At 64.2% G+C, this 15,413-nt stretch carries 19 protein-coding genes and 1 tRNA gene; 7 read left to right on the forward strand and 13 right to left on the reverse strand.

Annotated features, from left to right (window positions below; all coding sequences use genetic code 11):
• Positions 1-65 precede the first annotated feature (65 nt).
• Both O7A05_RS20855 and O7A05_RS20860 read right to left on the reverse strand, forming a co-directional pair.
• A complete protein-coding gene (locus tag O7A05_RS20855) occupies positions 66-389 on the reverse strand; it encodes a DUF167 family protein (RefSeq protein ID WP_337094845.1) in 324 nt (107 codons plus the stop codon).
• Positions 389-688: a YggT family protein gene (locus O7A05_RS20860; protein WP_135888880.1), complete on the reverse strand. Its 300-nt coding sequence runs from the start codon at positions 686-688 to the stop codon at positions 389-391. Before O7A05_RS20860 ends, O7A05_RS20855 begins: the two co-directional genes overlap by 1 nt.
• A 167-nt stretch (positions 689-855) precedes the next feature.
• Between O7A05_RS20860 and O7A05_RS20865 the strand changes: the two genes are divergently transcribed.
• Positions 856-931: transfer RNA gene (locus tag O7A05_RS20865), tRNA-Ala, on the forward strand.
• 179 nt (positions 932-1,110) lie between these two features.
• On the forward strand, positions 1,111-1,554 hold the full coding sequence (locus tag O7A05_RS20870; protein WP_095770069.1) for a lipid-binding SYLF domain-containing protein: 444 nt from the start codon (positions 1,111-1,113) through the stop codon (positions 1,552-1,554).
• Positions 1,555-1,759: 205 nt separating this feature from the next.
• On the opposite strand, the gene O7A05_RS20875 is transcribed toward O7A05_RS20870, so the two are convergent.
• Positions 1,760-2,095 (reverse strand): hypothetical protein, encoded by a 336-nt coding sequence (locus tag O7A05_RS20875; protein WP_337094846.1) that lies wholly within the window; start codon positions 2,093-2,095, stop codon positions 1,760-1,762.
• A 211-nt stretch (positions 2,096-2,306) separates the two neighbouring features.
• Positions 2,307-5,342, reverse strand: coding sequence for an AsmA family protein (locus O7A05_RS20880; protein WP_337094847.1), 3,036 nt, complete (start codon positions 5,340-5,342; stop codon positions 2,307-2,309).
• A gap of 192 nt (positions 5,343-5,534) precedes the next feature.
• Between O7A05_RS20880 and O7A05_RS20885 the strand changes: the two genes are divergently transcribed.
• Positions 5,535-5,819 (forward strand): hypothetical protein, encoded by a 285-nt coding sequence (locus O7A05_RS20885; RefSeq protein WP_337094848.1) that lies wholly within the window; start codon positions 5,535-5,537, stop codon positions 5,817-5,819.
• A gap of 33 nt (positions 5,820-5,852) precedes the next feature.
• On the opposite strand, the gene O7A05_RS20890 is transcribed toward O7A05_RS20885, so the two are convergent.
• From O7A05_RS20890 to exbB, 5 genes are all read right to left on the reverse strand, one after another.
• Positions 5,853-6,347: a hypothetical protein gene (locus tag O7A05_RS20890; protein ID WP_337094849.1), complete on the reverse strand. Its 495-nt coding sequence runs from the start codon at positions 6,345-6,347 to the stop codon at positions 5,853-5,855.
• Positions 6,348-6,452: 105 nt separating this feature from the next.
• Positions 6,453-7,847 carry a multicopper oxidase family protein gene (locus O7A05_RS20895; protein WP_337094850.1) on the reverse strand — a complete coding sequence of 465 codons (1,395 nt, stop codon included), beginning with the start codon at positions 7,845-7,847 and terminating at the stop codon, positions 6,453-6,455.
• 81 nt (positions 7,848-7,928) lie between these two features.
• Positions 7,929-8,948 (reverse strand): energy transducer TonB family protein, encoded by a 1,020-nt coding sequence (locus tag O7A05_RS20900; protein ID WP_337094851.1) that lies wholly within the window; start codon positions 8,946-8,948, stop codon positions 7,929-7,931.
• Positions 8,945-9,451 (reverse strand): TonB system transport protein ExbD, encoded by a 507-nt coding sequence (gene exbD, locus O7A05_RS20905; RefSeq protein WP_337094852.1) that lies wholly within the window; start codon positions 9,449-9,451, stop codon positions 8,945-8,947. Before exbD ends, O7A05_RS20900 begins: the two co-directional genes overlap by 4 nt.
• 5 nt (positions 9,452-9,456) lie before the next feature.
• The gene (gene exbB, locus O7A05_RS20910) at positions 9,457-10,389 is read right to left on the reverse strand and encodes a tonB-system energizer ExbB (protein WP_337094853.1); all 933 of its coding nucleotides are present in this window, start codon (positions 10,387-10,389) and stop codon (positions 9,457-9,459) included.
• Between the two features lie 280 nt (positions 10,390-10,669).
• Here exbB and O7A05_RS20915 point away from each other — a divergent pair, with 280 nt between their 5' ends.
• Complete coding sequence (locus O7A05_RS20915; RefSeq protein WP_337094854.1) at positions 10,670-11,344, forward strand: cysteine hydrolase family protein; 675 nt, start codon at positions 10,670-10,672, stop codon at positions 11,342-11,344.
• Here the strand turns inward: O7A05_RS20915 and O7A05_RS34470 are convergent.
• On the reverse strand, positions 11,304-11,627 hold the full coding sequence (locus tag O7A05_RS34470) for a hypothetical protein (RefSeq protein WP_415927034.1): 324 nt from the start codon (positions 11,625-11,627) through the stop codon (positions 11,304-11,306). The two genes, O7A05_RS20915 and O7A05_RS34470, sit on opposite strands and share 41 nt — an antisense overlap.
• A gap of 146 nt (positions 11,628-11,773) precedes the next feature.
• Between O7A05_RS34470 and O7A05_RS20925 the strand changes: the two genes are divergently transcribed.
• Complete coding sequence (locus tag O7A05_RS20925) at positions 11,774-12,088, forward strand: antibiotic biosynthesis monooxygenase family protein (RefSeq protein ID WP_337094855.1); 315 nt, start codon at positions 11,774-11,776, stop codon at positions 12,086-12,088.
• A gap of 8 nt (positions 12,089-12,096) precedes the next feature.
• A complete protein-coding gene (locus O7A05_RS20930) occupies positions 12,097-13,017 on the forward strand; it encodes a sigma-70 family RNA polymerase sigma factor (RefSeq protein ID WP_337094856.1) in 921 nt (306 codons plus the stop codon).
• 1 nt (position 13,018) lies between these two features.
• On the opposite strand, the gene O7A05_RS20935 is transcribed toward O7A05_RS20930, so the two are convergent.
• From O7A05_RS20935 to O7A05_RS20945, 3 genes are all read right to left on the reverse strand, one after another.
• Positions 13,019-13,957, reverse strand: coding sequence for an LLM class flavin-dependent oxidoreductase (locus tag O7A05_RS20935; protein WP_337094857.1), 939 nt, complete (start codon positions 13,955-13,957; stop codon positions 13,019-13,021).
• A gap of 193 nt (positions 13,958-14,150) precedes the next feature.
• On the reverse strand, positions 14,151-14,300 hold the full coding sequence (locus O7A05_RS20940) for a hypothetical protein (protein ID WP_140544253.1): 150 nt from the start codon (positions 14,298-14,300) through the stop codon (positions 14,151-14,153).
• A 55-nt stretch (positions 14,301-14,355) separates the two neighbouring features.
• A complete protein-coding gene (locus O7A05_RS20945; protein ID WP_337094858.1) occupies positions 14,356-14,547 on the reverse strand; it encodes a hypothetical protein in 192 nt (63 codons plus the stop codon).
• A gap of 51 nt (positions 14,548-14,598) precedes the next feature.
• Here O7A05_RS20945 and O7A05_RS20950 point away from each other — a divergent pair, with 51 nt between their 5' ends.
• Complete coding sequence (locus tag O7A05_RS20950) at positions 14,599-15,366, forward strand: SDR family NAD(P)-dependent oxidoreductase (protein ID WP_337094859.1); 768 nt, start codon at positions 14,599-14,601, stop codon at positions 15,364-15,366.
• Positions 15,367-15,413 lie beyond the last annotated feature (47 nt).

Consider the following 15,413-nt stretch of genomic DNA (forward strand, 5'->3'; position numbering starts at 1 on the left):
GCATAGCGTAGCCAAGCGAGGGAGATGTCCGGCAGGACAGAGGGGGGCGCCGTCCCGCCTGCGTCTCAGATCTTCGATTGCTTAGAAAGAGCCTCGACGCTTTTCGCCAGCTCGGCCCCATCACCCATGACCCGCAGCGTCTTCAGCCGCGATGTGCCGCCGGCGGCCACCGAAACGGCCGACACCGGCACACCCAGCGCCTTGGCCATCAGCCGTTCCAGCGCTGTATTGGCGGCGCCGTTCTCCGGCACGGCGCGCACGCGCGCCTTGAGATGACTGCGACCGTCGGCGGCGGTCTCGACGCCGTCGATCCGGTCGAGCGCCGCTTTCGGCGTCAGCCGCACGTAAAGGTCGATGCCGTTCTCGCGAAGCCGAAACGGCGGGCTCATCAGCCGCCGGTCACGACCCAGGACCAGACGGTGGTGACCAGAAACTGCCGGATGAAGAAGATGATTAGCAAAAGAATGATCGGCGAAATGTCGATGCCGCCGAGATCGGGCATGAAGCGGCGGATCGGGCGCAGCGCCGGATCGGTTAGCCGATAGAGCATATTGCCGACGCTGCCGACGAACTGGTTGCGCGAGTTGACGACATTGAAGGCGTAGAGCCAGGAAAAGATCGCCGAGGCGATGATGATCCACCAGTAGATATCAAGCGCCATGACGATGGTCTGAATAAGGGCGATCATGCCGGTCTCCAAAATTGTCGCCGACATGTAGCCATTGCTTGGCGAGCGGGCAAGGCCCGCGGGCTTGGCGTGCGGGCAAGGCCCGCCCCACCACGGCGCTTGTGCCGGCCCGGTCTTTCGCCTTGACATCAAACGGCCGCGACCGATACAAGCCCATCCGCTGGAACGGGGCTGTAGCTCAGCTGGGAGAGCGCATCGTTCGCAATGATGAGGTCAGGGGTTCGATCCCCCTCAGCTCCACCAGCCAGCACACGCATATACTTCTCATCGGCTTTTGCTTTCCTCGCTCAGCATTTTGTGACAGCCGGATTTCGGGCCGCGTGCTTGGAACAAATGGCGGGGCAAGACGGTTCAGCTATACTTTTGAAGCTGATATTCCCCGGCCGGCTGGGTAAGCGGCGATGCTTGAGGAGTTCTCCATCATGAAGATTTCGTCCAGGTTCCGTTCAGTCGCGGTTGCGGCCATTGCTGCCGCCAGCGTTAGCATTGCCAGCGCCGCGCATGCCGACAGCGGTACGATCCGCTTCTCCGTCTACAAGGCGGCCTTCTTCATCGGCGGCTCCGGCGGGGAAGGCACGCTGACCTTCCACGGCAAACGGTATCCGATCTCGATCGGCGGCATCTCGGGCGGCCTGGCCTTCGGCGCATCCAAGACCTATTTTCAGGGCAGGGTGCGCCACATCCGACGCGCCAGCGATGTGACGGGCGTCTACGGCGCGGCCGGCGGTGGCGGCGCGCTCGGCAGAGGCGCCCAGGTGATCGTGATGACCAATGACAAGGGCGCCCAGCTCGAGCTCACCGGCCGGCAGGTCGGCCTGCAGGTCAACGCCGACCTCAGCGGCATGAGCATCGCGCTGAAGAGGTAGGAGCCCCAGCTCCATCCGTTATTCCCGGATGGGCCGGTTCAGGCGTGCCCGGGCGCGCAATGTCAACGACAAGGTCGCGCCGGGCAGGCCAGACGGCGAGTTTCATCGACCTCTCCGCCGACCTGCCAGACCAATGGCGGGGGTGTCCGCCCTGATGAATAGCGGGCCTGCAGGCGTCCCGCTTGCCAATGAAGGGCGGCTCGCCTCAATCGTCCCAATCATCCCAATTGTCTTCGTCCGGCGGCGGGTAGTCGGGAACGACCCGGATAATCGGCCGTGCACGCTGATAGCGCCAGTAATCCTCGTCCGGTAGCTGACGCTCATAGGTGCGGTAGGCAGGCCGGTCGTAGTGGTGGCGCTTCCAGTATTTGTGCTTCTTGTGCGGCCGCACGCAGTAGCCGTCCTCGGTCAGGTAGGCGCATGTGACATGCGCCTGCTGCACCAGGCCATTCCTGGCCGGCATGCCAATCATCGGCGCCGCATGGACTGCTGGCATCACCGCCAGCATGGTTCCGGCAAGGGCAAGAACAGACAATTTCATCGGCCTCTCCAATCTGTGCAGATTAAGGCCGGAAGAACGTCCTGATTGGGGACGACTTGCGGCGGCCGAGATCACTTTGATTTGCGGCCGCACATATGAGCGTTAGATCATGTATTGCGCCGGTATGCCCAAACCCGCCTTCAGGCTTGAAGTCCACGGAGCCGCCGGTGTCCTTCACGCAATCCTTGGCGACCCGACGCATCCCATAACGCTAATTCGCCAGCTGATCGAGAAGCGTGTCGATTTCCCCTTTCTTTGGCGCTTCAGGCGAAGCAGGGGCGGCCTGCGGGTCGGCGGAAGCGGGTTCGGCCGCCGGCGCGGTGATCTCTGCTTCGGCCTCGCCACCGGCGTTCGAACCTGGCGGTGGCGCCGCATTATCCGTCTTGCCGGCGTCTGGCGCCACGGCGGGTTCCGGAGCCGCGGGCGGGGCTTTGGGCCGGGGCGCGGCTTTGCCCAGAAGGTCGCCGATCAGATCCGCCGCTCCCTTGCCGGAACCGTCGCCGTTCGAGCCCGTTTGACCCGGGATCAGCTCGTCGAGATTCAGCTTCCCGGTTGGCAGCCCAAGGCGGCTCAATATGTCCAGCGCGCCCTGCGGGTCCTTGGCCAACGCGCTCAGGTCCGGATAGGCACGGGGCGCAAACAGCGGGCCTTGGACCACGATCGGCACCCCAATGCCCTTCACGGCAACGTCGCCTCCCTGCCCGGCAAGCGAGGCAACGACGCGGGGGTTGAGACGGATGTCGAGCGTCTGGTCGGCGAAGTCGATCTTGCCCGAGCCGTCCATTCGCACCAGCGGACCCAGCAGGCTGATATCCGTCGTCTGCGCGACGCCGCTCTCGATTGCAAAAGAGGCGCCGAGTTCGGTGAACGTCGTCTTCTTGGTCTGATCCTGCTTGAAGCCGCTGGAAAGCAGCCCGACCAGATTGTTGTAGACCTCCGCTATGTCGATGCCGCGGAAGGCGCCGTCGCCGAATTTTGCCGCCGCCTTGCCGCCAAGGGAGCGGGCAAGCGATTTCGTGGTCTTTCCCGAGCCTGAAACCGCGACCGTCGCATTGAGCGATCCTTCGATGCGGTCGAAATCCGCCGCATCATGGAGCAGGGAAGCCGCCGCCGCGCCGGCGATCGCAGTGTTCAGGTTCAGGGAAGCGGCGTCGTGGGAGCCGTCGGCTGTCATTTCCGCGGCAATCGTGCCGCCGTAGAAGGGACTTTGCGGCACGTTCAGGTGAGCCTTCCCATCCGCCACCGTCAGGGTGGTGGCCACCGGCCCGGCGAAGACCTTTCCATAGCCGAGCTTGTCGGCTTGGATATCCACCTTGGCATCAAGTCCCTTGAGGAAGGAGAGATCGATTGGCGCGTCGGTGGCGCCGTTCGGCTTCTGCGTTCCTCCCGTGGCGGCCTCGCCGCCGCCGGCGAACGCCGCGAAGTCAAGTTTCGCGAAATTGAGCGACGTCCGGATGTTGAGGGGCTCCCCAAATTTCATCGAGCCCTGGCCCGACGCCTTGACCCCGTTCAAGGCAACAGAGGCTTTCTGAAAGGAAAGCTGTCCTGGCCCGGCGTCCACGTCACCTTTGAAGGCAAAGTCCCGCAGACCGTGGGAAGCACTCTGCCCCAGCCATTGCATGAGCTTGTCGACCGAGGCCGATGTGACTGAAACCTGACCCTTGAACGTGCCGCCACCCCCGGCAGCGCCGCTTATGCTGCCTTCGAGGTATTTGGAGGAAACCGAAAGGCTGATCGGCCCGGAGGCATCGGCAACGGAGCCGCTGGCCAGAAAGGATGCAGGTGCGAGCTGGGACTTGAACGTCACGGCCTGTCCCCGCCAGACGAGCTTGCCCGTCAAATCGACCGGCTTGCCGACATCGTGAACCTTCGCGTCAAGATTGAGCCCGGTGACGTCGTCGGCCGTTCGGGCATCGGCAAGTGCTGCAAGCGGAAGCTTGCCTTCCCGAATTCCGACCGTTCCCTGCAGATTGACGCTGCTGCGTATGCGCTCCGCGGTGAGTCCGCGAAAAGCGAACCCCATATCGGCGGTCAGCTTTCCGGACAACGGCACGGATTGTCCTGCCAGCTTCGCTATAGAGCCGATGTCCAGCCCTGAACTGGCAATATTGCCCCGTATGGTCGGAGGCGTTTCACCGACATTCATCGAGGCTTTCGCGGTGACGCTTCCCGCATCGAGGCCGAAGTGCTCCAGCTTTGCCTCGAGATGTCCGTCGCGCAGCGTCGCGGCGAGCTGGACATGGGAAGCCCGTATCTTGCCGCCGACCAATTCATCGATGGCGACGCTGATGTCGGCGTCGAACGCAGAGAGCATCGCGAGGTCGGGCTCGCCGGAGCCGGCCGAAGCCTTGCCCGCGCTGGAGCCACCCTTTCCAATATCGCTCAAGGCGTCGATATCGACGCGCTTTGCCGCCAGGTCGGCGAAGAAGCGATGCCGCGCCCCGGGCTGAAAGAGCGCGTCCATCTGGAAGCTCTGGTCGCCGATCTCGAACTTTCCGCCCTTGATCTGATAGCTGCCGTTGCCGTTGAGCTGGATCTCTCCACTGGCATGCACTGAAGAGAATTTGGCAGCCGGCGCCGGGTCGAGTCGCGCCTCGATGGCGATCTGGGCCGGCAGCCGTTTCAGGATAGGCCTCAAGGCGGAAAGGCTCCCGCTCATTCCAACGCGGCGGCCGCCGCTGGTGCCGGCCAACGAAAACGAGACCTCCCGGTCGAGGTCCGGAATCCTCAGATCGGCGTCGATTGCCGTCACCTTAGCGGCATCGCCGGTCGACGCGCCTGAGGTAAGGGTACCATTCGTTATCGTCAGTTGATTGATCGCCAGCCGCTCGAGCGTATCGACAATCGCCGCAAACGGATCGGCCTGAACATCATTCGGTTCCGGAGGTGACGTCGCGTTTGCCGAAGCCTTGAGCGCGATTGTCGGATCCGCCAGCGCGACGGACTGTATCTCAAGCTTTTTCGACCATAGGGACGACAGCGTTATCGAAGTCGAGAACCGCGGAGCGGATATCGCGATGTCGCCCGTGCCGGTCGAGAGCGAGATATCGTCCGCAACCACCGCCAGCTTGGGCAGCAGCGATAGTCTGACAGGCCCGCTCAGCCGAATTGTCATTCCGGTTGCGGATGACAGTTGCCGGCTCAATTCGGCACGCACCCAGTCGATTGAAACAAGAGCGGGCACAAGGAAGAGCAGCCCGACGGAAAGAACTACAGCTACGGTGAGTGCAGCGACGATTTTTCTCACATCGACCCGCCAAAATGATCGGAAGAATCAGTATCGTTAAACATACATGCTTCTGGCGCTCGACTGAATCCTACCGAAGCACGGGCTTCGCGCCGGACGAATTTCCCACTGCTCCACGGATCCGTCGGCTCTTTCGCCCAGGGCCCTCGCGATCGAAGCCATTTGCACGCAAGTGTTTCCAGACCATAGGGTTTGGAAACGATCAGCCGGTTTCCGAGCCATTCCCGTGAAACAGACCAGGCGCATTTTCCGGCATCCGCCGCCGACATATCAGCCATTTCAATGGAGGAAGTGCCAATGTCAGTGCTCGGAACCCTGCTCCGTTTCAGCCGCGCCATCATCCACGCGCACAACAATGCCAAGGTCAGAAACCTGATGGATGTCCCGCCGCCCGAAACTCGCAGGGACATGAGCCGGCATGTTTCGCCCGATGCCTCCGAAAAAGGGCCCGGCGCCATTCACTCCGGAGGACGCTGACACAAGCGGAGTCTCGGACCGGCCTCGTCCCACTCACCGGGAGACTGGTGTTGCTTTGTGATTGCGTTGGCGCGCATAGGCCACACAGGCGTCTACCGTGCTGACGCAGAGCGCATCGACGCTGTTCGGCAGATTGTTGTCGCCGGCATAGGCAACCTCGGCGACACGACCGCCGATCATGCGGATCTGCGTGTTGCAGTAGCCGCCGGGAGCGACGTTGACCGACCCTCCAACCGCCGGGATCGCGCCCACGGCCATCGTCGGCACTGCGATGCTGAGGTTGCCGCGTTGCACTGTGCGCTGGTAGGTCCAGATCTGGCCGGATGAACCCACGTCGGCCGTCGCGGTCGGAAAGCCGGCGCACATGCGGACATCGGCCTCGCTGAGACCGACCATCTCCTTGCGGGCAGCGGCCGTGGTGGCGTCGACCTTGGCGATGCTCGACGTATCGTCGGGGATGACGCAGGACGACAGGATGGAGATGCCTGCCGCAACAAAGGCAAGTTTTCGAATATGCAAGGATGTCATGCCGTCGGTCGGAGTTGTGTGCCGCCCCAGCGCCCTCCTGCCTACCTAGGCAATCGGCCAAACGCGTCAACCCGCTGAATGCCGACGCATTCCGCGCCAATGCGCTCATACCACCCGGAAGTAGCTCGTCATGCCGGTCTTCTGGTGCTCGATGATGTGGCAATGCAGCAGCCAGTCGCCGGGATTGTCGGCGACGAAGCCCAACTGCACCTTCTCGTCGGGCTGGATGAGATAAGTGTCGGAGATAAGGGGCTGGACTGCCCTGGTCGAAGACCACAGCACCTTGAAGCTCATGCCGTGCAAATGGATCGGGTGCGCGTGCGGAGTCAGGTTCGCCATGTCAATGATGTAGCTCCGGCCGAGCTTCAGTTCGGCGAGCGGCGCCGTCGGGTCCGGTGTGTCGCCCGGCCACGGCACCTTGTTGATCGCCCAGAAACTGTAGCCGAGCGAGCCGCAAATGCCGTCGGCCGCGACGTTTTCCGCCGTAGCGCTCAGCGCCAGCGGAATACGCTTGGCGCTGGTCAGGTCCACCTCCGGCACCGGATTGGCTTCAAGCGGGCCGAGATCGCGCAGATCGTGCTTCAGCGATCTGCCGGCCGAACGCAGCGTCGCCAGGATTTTCGGCTTGGTGCCTCTGACGTCGCGAAGGCTAACGATCGCGCCCTCCTCGTCGGGCATGCGGATGGCAAGCTCCAGCCGCTGGCCAGGCCCCAGCTGCAAGGCATCCGGCGCAAACCGCTGCGGCACCGGATTGCCGTCGAGCGCGATGACCGTCGCCTCGGCGCCATCGACGCGAAAGGCATAGATGCGGGTGACGTCGGTGATGGCCGCCCGCAGCCGCACCAATCCGCCGGCCGGTGCATCGAATTGTGGCTGGTCGAGCCAATTGGCGGTGCGCACCGTGCCGAAAGTACCGGTCCTGGCCGCGTCGCGCGGCCGGAACGGCTCGATGAACTGGCCGTCGTCGCCGAGCCGCCAGTCGCGCAGGTTGACGACCATCTCGAGGTCGAAGACCGGATCGTTCGGGTTCTCGACCACGATCACGCCGGTCAGGCCGTGGCCCATCTGGATCAGCGTGTTGCAATGCGGGTGGTACCAGAAGGTGCCGGCGTCGGGCGGCGTGAAGGCATAGTCGAAATTGTCGCCCTGATAGACATAGGGCTGCACCAGGAACGGCACGCCGTCCATCTTGTTGGGAACGCGGATACCATGCCAGTGGATGGTCGTCGGATCGTCGATGCCGTTGATCAAGTGTGCGGCAAACGGCTCGCCCTTCCTCATCCTGACGACCGGCGGCGGACCTGCTTCACCATAGGTCAGCACATTCTTCGTCGGCGCACCCTCCATCAGCCGCGCCTCGATGCTCGCGGTCTTCAGGATCAGCGGGGCCGGCGTGGCGGCTGCAAAGCCGGCCAATCTGCCGAGAGTCGCAGCGCCGATGCCGGCTAGGCCTGCGGCAGCTGTGGTTTTGAGAAGGGCGCGGCGCGTGAACGTCGTCATATGGTTTTCGTCGGCAGGATGCCTCGGCCGTTGGAATTGAGCTGAACCAGTGAGCCGCCTACCACCATCCGGCGCGCTGGCCTAGTCGCGCAAGCTGAAGACGAAGGGCGCGGTGCGGGTGACGCGGGCGCCGAGCTCCGCCGGCGGCGCCGGTACCGAGGCGCCCTGCAGCGCGCCGAGCGCCGCTCGGTCGAGGTCGCCGTCACCCGAGGATCGCGCCAGCCGGGCCGAGACCACCCTGCCGGAGGTGTCGACAGTGAAGGTGACGCTCGGCGTCCCCTCGGCCCGCCTGGAGCGCGCCGCGCTCGGATAGCGGGTGTGCCGCCTGATCCACGCCGCCAGGCTGGAATTCCAGCGCGACGGGCCGACGCTCGAGCGCGGCGCCGCATCCGAGGACCGGGGTGCTGCCGCCTTCGCCGCCGCCTTGGCGTCGATGCTGCCGCCTTCGCCGCCGCCTTGGCGTCGATGCTGGCGGTGATCGTCACCTTTGGCGGTGGCGCCTTTTCCTTTTTTCACCCGTTCTTTCGGCTTTTCGACCGGTTTCTTCTCGGCCTTCTTCTTGGGCTCGACCGGCTTTTGCGACCTCACCTCCGCTTCCACGGGTTTCGGTTGCGGCAGCGGAATGACGACGTCCGGCGCGATCGCCTCGACGGGGTCGGGCACGACGTCGTCCAGCGGCGGCTGCTCGCTCAGGGCAGCAATTGCTGTCGGAGGGGCCTGCTTAGACTCTTGCATGTCATCGGTATCGGGTGGCTGTTCAGTGACGGGCTCGGTCTGCTCGGCCGCCGACGCCGGATAGGTCACCGGTTTCGCGTCGATGGGCTTTTCCGTCTCCTCCGCCGCATCGGGCGGCTCCGGTGTCACCATGTCCAGCATCGCCGTCTGGTCCGGCACGGCGGGCGCGACGAGCAGCGGCGCCATCTCGACAGCCAGCGCCGGCGGCGGGCCGCCGTCCGGCAGGTCGGCGAAACTCAAATTCTGCACCGCATAGGTGACCGCCACATGCGCAGCCAGAATGATCGCGGCCGCGCTCGTCCACAGACTGGCTTCGCGCACACTGAAGCGCGGCCGGGAAATGCGGGAAAGGGCGGCGACCGTCATGGCGCCGAACCGCCATCCGGGGCTGGCGCCGAATTTGCACCAGTTGCCGGAGTTCCAGACTCGACCGGTCCGCCAGCACTGCCCGACATAGTTTCGAGCCCCACCAGCGCGACTTTGAGATAGCCGGCGGCGCGCAAAAGGTTCATGACTTCCATCAGGTCGCCGTAGCCGACCGTCTTGTCGGCGCGCAGGAAGATGCGCGTCTGCTTGTCGCCCTTGGTGCGGCTGTCGAGCGCCCCGGCAAAGGCAGGACGCGGCACGCTGTCATTGCCGATCGCCAGCGTGAGGTCGCTTTTCAACGTCAGGAACAGCGGTGTCTCGGGCCGCGGCGCGGGCGTCGCCGTCGATCCGGGCAGGTCGACATTGACCTCGACGGTCGCCAGAGGTGCTGCGACCATGAAGATGATCAGCAGCACCAGGATGACGTCGATGAACGGCGTGACATTGATGTCGTGGCTTTCCGCGAGATCGTCGCCGGAGGTCTCGCGAATCCGCGCCGCCATCGCCGCTACTCCGCCGCGATCGCCGTTGCCGGCGGCACCATGCGGAAATCGAGGTCGCGGCTGACCAGCCGCTCGACACCAGCGGAAGCGTCGGCGAGGATCTGCCTGTAGCCGGCTATCGAGCGTGCGAAGACGTTGTAGATGACGACCGCTGGAATGGCCGCGACAAGGCCCATCGCAGTCGCGAGCAGCGCCTCGGCGATGCCGGGCGCCACCACGGCCAGGTTGGTGGTCTGCGCCTGCGAGATGCCGATGAAGGCGTTCATGATGCCCCATACGGTGCCGAACAGGCCGACGAAGGGCGCCGTCGAGCCGATGGTGGCGAGCAGGCCGGTGCCGCGCGACATGCGCCGGGACGCCGCCGCCTCGATGCGCGCAAGCCTGGAGGCGACGCGCTCCTTCAGGCCGTTGCCGGAAGCATGGTCGAGCGCGCCGGCCGAAAGCGCCCGTTCTTCTTCGGCCGCACGCACCAGAAGCGCGCCCGGACCGCCGCTGTGGCCAAGTTCCCGGCCGGCCTGCATCAGCGTCGCGGCATTGCTGATCGCATCGGCGGCGCGGCGGGCCCGCAGCTTGCCGCCGAAGATCTCCAGCGACTTGGCGAGCCAGATCGTCCAGGTGACGAGTGAAGCAAAAGCCAGCCCGACCATGACCGCCTTCACGACGATGTCGGCATTCATGAACATGCCCCAGGGCGACTGGTCATGCGGCAGCGTCAGCGAGATGGACGGTTCTTCGCCGGCTACGCCGTTCGCAGCTGGCTGGAGGCCCGGTTCCACCGACGTGGGAGCGGGCGCCTGCGCCGTAGGCGTCTGCAGGGTTGGAGGGGCCGGCGCCTGCTTGACTGGCGCAGGCGTCGCCGATCGTTCCTGCGCCGCGGCGACACCAGCCGAAAGAAGGAGCGACGCGGCCAGGGCCGCCAAAAGACTGTTTCGGGACAAGGCTCGTCCTCGCTTCATCATTGCATTGCGGCGGCCGCCATACAGACAGGTGTAGGGCGAGCCATGCCGGTTGACTATGAAACATGAGTTTACGAGTCAACTATAAAGATGACTATGCTGCTTAACAGTCTCCGATCTGCCGATGCCACTTGCGCGGGCCTGGACCGCGGGGCGGTTGCCGGGCACGATGCGCATGGAGAAACAAGTCTTTATTTTTGCGCAATTCCGGACGGAAAACCGCTACGCACTTTTCGTGGAATTGCTCCAAGGCAGGCGACCGATGATCACGGCGATACCCTTCGACTTTCCCTATGACGGCAGGCTGGAGCCGCAGCATACGGCGCTGCTGGTGATCGACTTGCAGGAGGATTTCCTGTCGCCGACTGGCTACTTCGCCAGGAAGGGCTATGATCCATCGCCGCTGAGAGCCATCCTGCCGGCGGTCACCCGGCTGATTGCCGCGGCCCGCGCCGCCGGCCTCACCATCATCCATACCAGGCAAGGCTACCGCGCCGACATGGCCGACATGACGCCTTACGAAAAATGGCGCCGCAAGCGGGCCGGCCTCGACGGCACCGATGTCCTGCTGCGCTCCGGCCCGGGCTTCCAGATCGTTTCCGACATCGAGGTGGCACCTGGAGACGTCATTATCAACAAGACCTGCAACAGCGCCTTCACCTATACGGATCTGGAGCTCGTTTTGCGGGCGCGCGGCATCACGCATCTGATGTTCACTGGCTGCACGACGGATGTCTGCGTGCACACCACATTGCGCGAGGCCTGCGACCGCAACTTCCAGTGCCTGACGATTTCGGACGCCTGCGCCAGCGGCGACCGGTATGCGCATGAAGCCGCGCTGCATATGGTGACGGTCGAGGACGGCGTCTTCGGCGCGCTGGCGGACTCGGAGGCCGTCATCGCCGTGTTGCGGCAGCTCGCGGGTCCGGCGTGCTGAAGGTTTCGGGATCGCGGGGATCGCCGGGTTCCGGCCAGCCGATATCCTTGCGGATGTCGAGCGGCAGCAGATAAAGCGTCCGCGCTGCCCGATAGCGGGCACGGGTCGCAGTGTATTCGGCCGCGATGCGAGCGATGGATGACAGGATCGACATTTGCTTCTCCCTTGGTTGATGCCGGGGTCGCAGCCCGGCACTCACCAGGACGAAACGGGGATGGCTGTTGGAACGGCGAGGACAAATTTTTCTGAACTCACGGGCGCGGCGGCCGCTCGATAGGTCCATGGCAGCGTCCGGATCGTGAACTTGATTGATTGCCGAAAAAACTTTTGCATGTACCGTTCCGTTTTCGGTTCGGGCTTCGTCTTGAGAGTCGTAACGGGCGGGAGAGCCAAGACGGTCTCCGCCATCAGGACAAACGGAGCTGAGCCATGTCGACCACAGTGACCTTGATCAACGTCTTTACCGCCAAGCCGGGCAAGCAGCAGGAACTCGCCAAGACGCTTGCCGAGGGCACGAGAAACTTCTTCAGCAAGCAGCCCGGCTCGCTGTCTTCGTCCGTGGTCGTCGGCGGCGACGGCAGCAAGGTTGCCAACATCTCACAATGGCGTTCGGCGGAAGACATCGCTGCCTTCCGCAGCGATCCGCGCTTCGGCGAGTACATGAAGAGCATCGTTGAGTTGGCCGCCGGCGAGAGCATGATGGGTCACACGACCTATTCCCATACGGGCGGCGTGGAAAACTAGGAGGCTGCTTGACCGGTTCGCAGGATCAGTTAGTCGCGGCGACCGAAACCAGGCTTCGCGCCTTCGAGCGCGAGGCCGCTTCGCTGAGAGCCAAACTGCACCGCTACGCTTCGCGGATGGTCGGATCGGTCATCGACGGCGAAGACATCGTCCAGGAAGCCTTGGCCAAAGGCTTCGTGGCGATCAGGAATGGCGACATGCCCGACAAGACCGAACCCTGGCTGTTTCGCATCGCGCACAACGCGGCCCTTGATTCCCTGCGCAAGCGGGCCCGCTTGCGGGGACGCGAAAGCGAGGTCAATCTCGACACGATCGCCGACGAGAATTCGGCGTTGGATGCGCGCATTGCCGCTGAGGCGAGCCTTGCGGAGCTGATGCAACTGCCGCCGGCGCAACGATGCACGGTCGTGCTGAAGGATGTGCTCGGCCATAGCCTGGAAGAGATCGGCGAAATCCTCGAAACCTCCGAGACCGCGATCAAGGGTGCGCTGCAGCGGGGTCGCGAGAGCCTGCGCAAGCTGGCAGCCGCGCCGCGTATCGCGCCCGCCCGCCCGGCGCTCGACCAACAGGACATGCGGCGCCTTGGCGACTATGTGGTCGCCTTCAACGCCAGGGACTTCGATGCCTTGCGCGGCCTGCTGGCCGAGGACGTCAAGCTGGAGCTGGTCAACCGCCTGCGCGCCGACGGCAAGGAATATGTCGGCAACTATTTCGGCCGCTATGCCGACGAGATGCATTGGCATTTCACGACCGGGCTTGTCGAAGGCCGGCCAGCTATCCTGGTCACCAGTCCCGAACGTCCGGACGGACCGCCGCGCTACTTCATCCTCATCGATTGGGAGAACGGCCGGATTGCCGGCATCCGCGACTTCCTGTTCGCGGATTATGTGATGGACGGCCTGGACTATTCCGACGCGGAGCGACCTTAGTCTAGGACGCGCAGCGTTGCGCAAAAGGGTGCGAGGCAAACGCGCCCGGCTGCGGGACCTCCGTCTCGCGTCGCGCCAGCGAATTCGCGATCAACGCGATCGTCTCGCGCCCGATGCGGGCGATCTCGCCTAGGCGGTCGATGCCGCCGATCATGAACTCCTCGACGCCCAGCGCCGCATAGGGCAACAGCGCCAAGGCGAGCCGCGCCGGCGGCCCGACAATCTCGACCGCCTTGTGATCCGAGGCGCCCGTCCATCCGTCCGGATGGATGCGCACCGGCAGCGCGAAGCGCAGCCTTCCGCCGCGGCCGTGCTCGGCGGCGGCGCTGCGCGCGCGCTCCATCAATTGCCTCACCTCGTCGGGCGAACCGGCGGCCAGCTCGAAGACATCGGCATGCTTGCCGGCGACCTTCAGCGAGGTGCCCGACTGGCCGCCGAGCCGGATGACGAGATCGGCGCCATGCGGACCTTTGCGCGGCACGAAGCCGCTCCGGACGCTGTAGAAGGCGCCTTCGTGGTCGAACGGCCTGTCGTTCGACCACAAGCGCTTCAGCAGCACCAGATATTCGTCGATGCGCTGCCACACGACGCCGTGGCCGCCCGGCCGCGCCTCGGCATCGCTGTCTTCCAGCGGCTCGCTCAACATGCGAAGCGACAGGCGGCCGCCGCCTCGACGGTCGAGCGACGCGAGCTGCCTTGCCGCCACTGTCGGTTCGATCACGCCGGCCCAGTGCGTCAGCACCACCTCCAGCGAGCCGGTGCGGTCGAGCGTCTGCGCGGCGATGTCCATATTGGCGAGCAGGCCGGCCGGATCGTCCACCACCAGCTTGCGAAAACCGGCGTCCTCGATCAGCGACAATTTGGTCGCGGTCTCGGCGAAATCATAAAAAAAGCTGCCATTGGCAGGCTTGCCTGGAACATGCGTGAACTCGATCGGCATTGCCATCTCCTCCATCACGTTGGGCCGCCCGCTCCGAACCCGAGTAAATCCATCTCGTCGGCGCGCGTCAGCGCGCCAGCCTTTTCAGCTCCGATTACTCAACTCAGAATTTTGGACGGCGGGGCCTGTGTTTTTACGCAATTCCGGACGGAAAACGCTCACACTTTCCTGAATTGCCCTGACCCCGGCTCAGTCAGGGGATGATCCCGAAAACGACGGCGCCAGTGAACACGAAGGCAAGCGCAAAGACGAGGTAGGCGAACGTGCCGCCATAAGCTGGCCTCCAGCTCTGGTCGGCGGCAAGCCTCTGGCCTTTGCGTTGGGCATTCTGAATGTAGGACATGGTCGATCCTCCGTCGCGACCATTAATCTATAAAGTTAGTAGACTTTGTCGATTGCTATTTTCGCGCAATTTCTGGAACAGCATTTTTGAAAACTGGCAATTTGTGGTTTTTCGTACTCGCCGCATCTCCGGTGTAGCCGATTTCGGAAACTAGGCGATCCGGCCAAACGGCTTGAAAATCGAGCGCTTCCGGGCGCTCGTACGCACAATGTCCAATCGCGCGAACGGCCTTGGCCACCTCACGCATGGCGGATAGCATCGCTTGAGCCGATATCGGCGGCACTGAGGAGAGAAAAGAATGGGTGGAAGGCTGGCGGGCAAGGTCGCGATCGTTTCGGGCGGCGCGACAGGCATGGGCGGGGCGGCTTCGGAGCTGTTTGCCGCAGAAGGCGCAAAGGTGGCGATCATCGACCTCAATGGCGAGGCGGCCGGAAAGACCGCCGCGGCGATCCGGGCGCGAGGCCACGTCGCCGAGCATTTCGTGGCCGACGTTTCGGACGAGCCGCAGGTCGAGGCGGCCGTGAAGGCGGCGACGGTGAAGCTCGGTCCGGTCACGGTGCTGTTCAACCATGCCGGCACGATCGTCATCAAACCGTTCCTGGAGACGACGCTGCAGGAGTGGGACTGGCTGCATGCCGTCAATGTCCGCTCGATGTTCCTGATGACCCGCGCGGTGCTGCCGGGCATGATCGCCGCCGGCGGCGGCTCGATCGTCTGCACCTCATCGATCTCGGCGGTCGCGGCAACTCCGAACGAAGTGCTCTACGACACCACTAAGGGCGCCTGCCACATGTTCGCGCGGGCGATCGCGGTGGAGTTCCGCGACCGCAACATCCGCTGCAACGCCGTCTGCCCGGGCTTCATCCGCACGCCGCACGGCCTGCGTGAAGTGGCCGATCTCGGCAAGCTCGGCGTCGACGTCTCGGACGCGGCCATGGCCGCGCAGCAAGGCCGCATCGGCGAACCGGAAGAGGTGGCGAAGGCGGCGCTGTTCCTGGCCAGCGACGAATCGAGCTTCGTCAACGGCGCGCATCTGTTCGTCGACAATGGATTTACGGCGATTTGAGGCCAGCTTGGCGCCTTTCCTCGCCCTCCGGAGGGGGGAGAGGTGGC

The sequence above is a fragment of the Mesorhizobium argentiipisi (SeqCode) genome (genome assembly GCF_037179585.1).
GTDB lineage: Bacteria > Pseudomonadota > Alphaproteobacteria > Rhizobiales > Rhizobiaceae > Mesorhizobium > Mesorhizobium argentiipisi.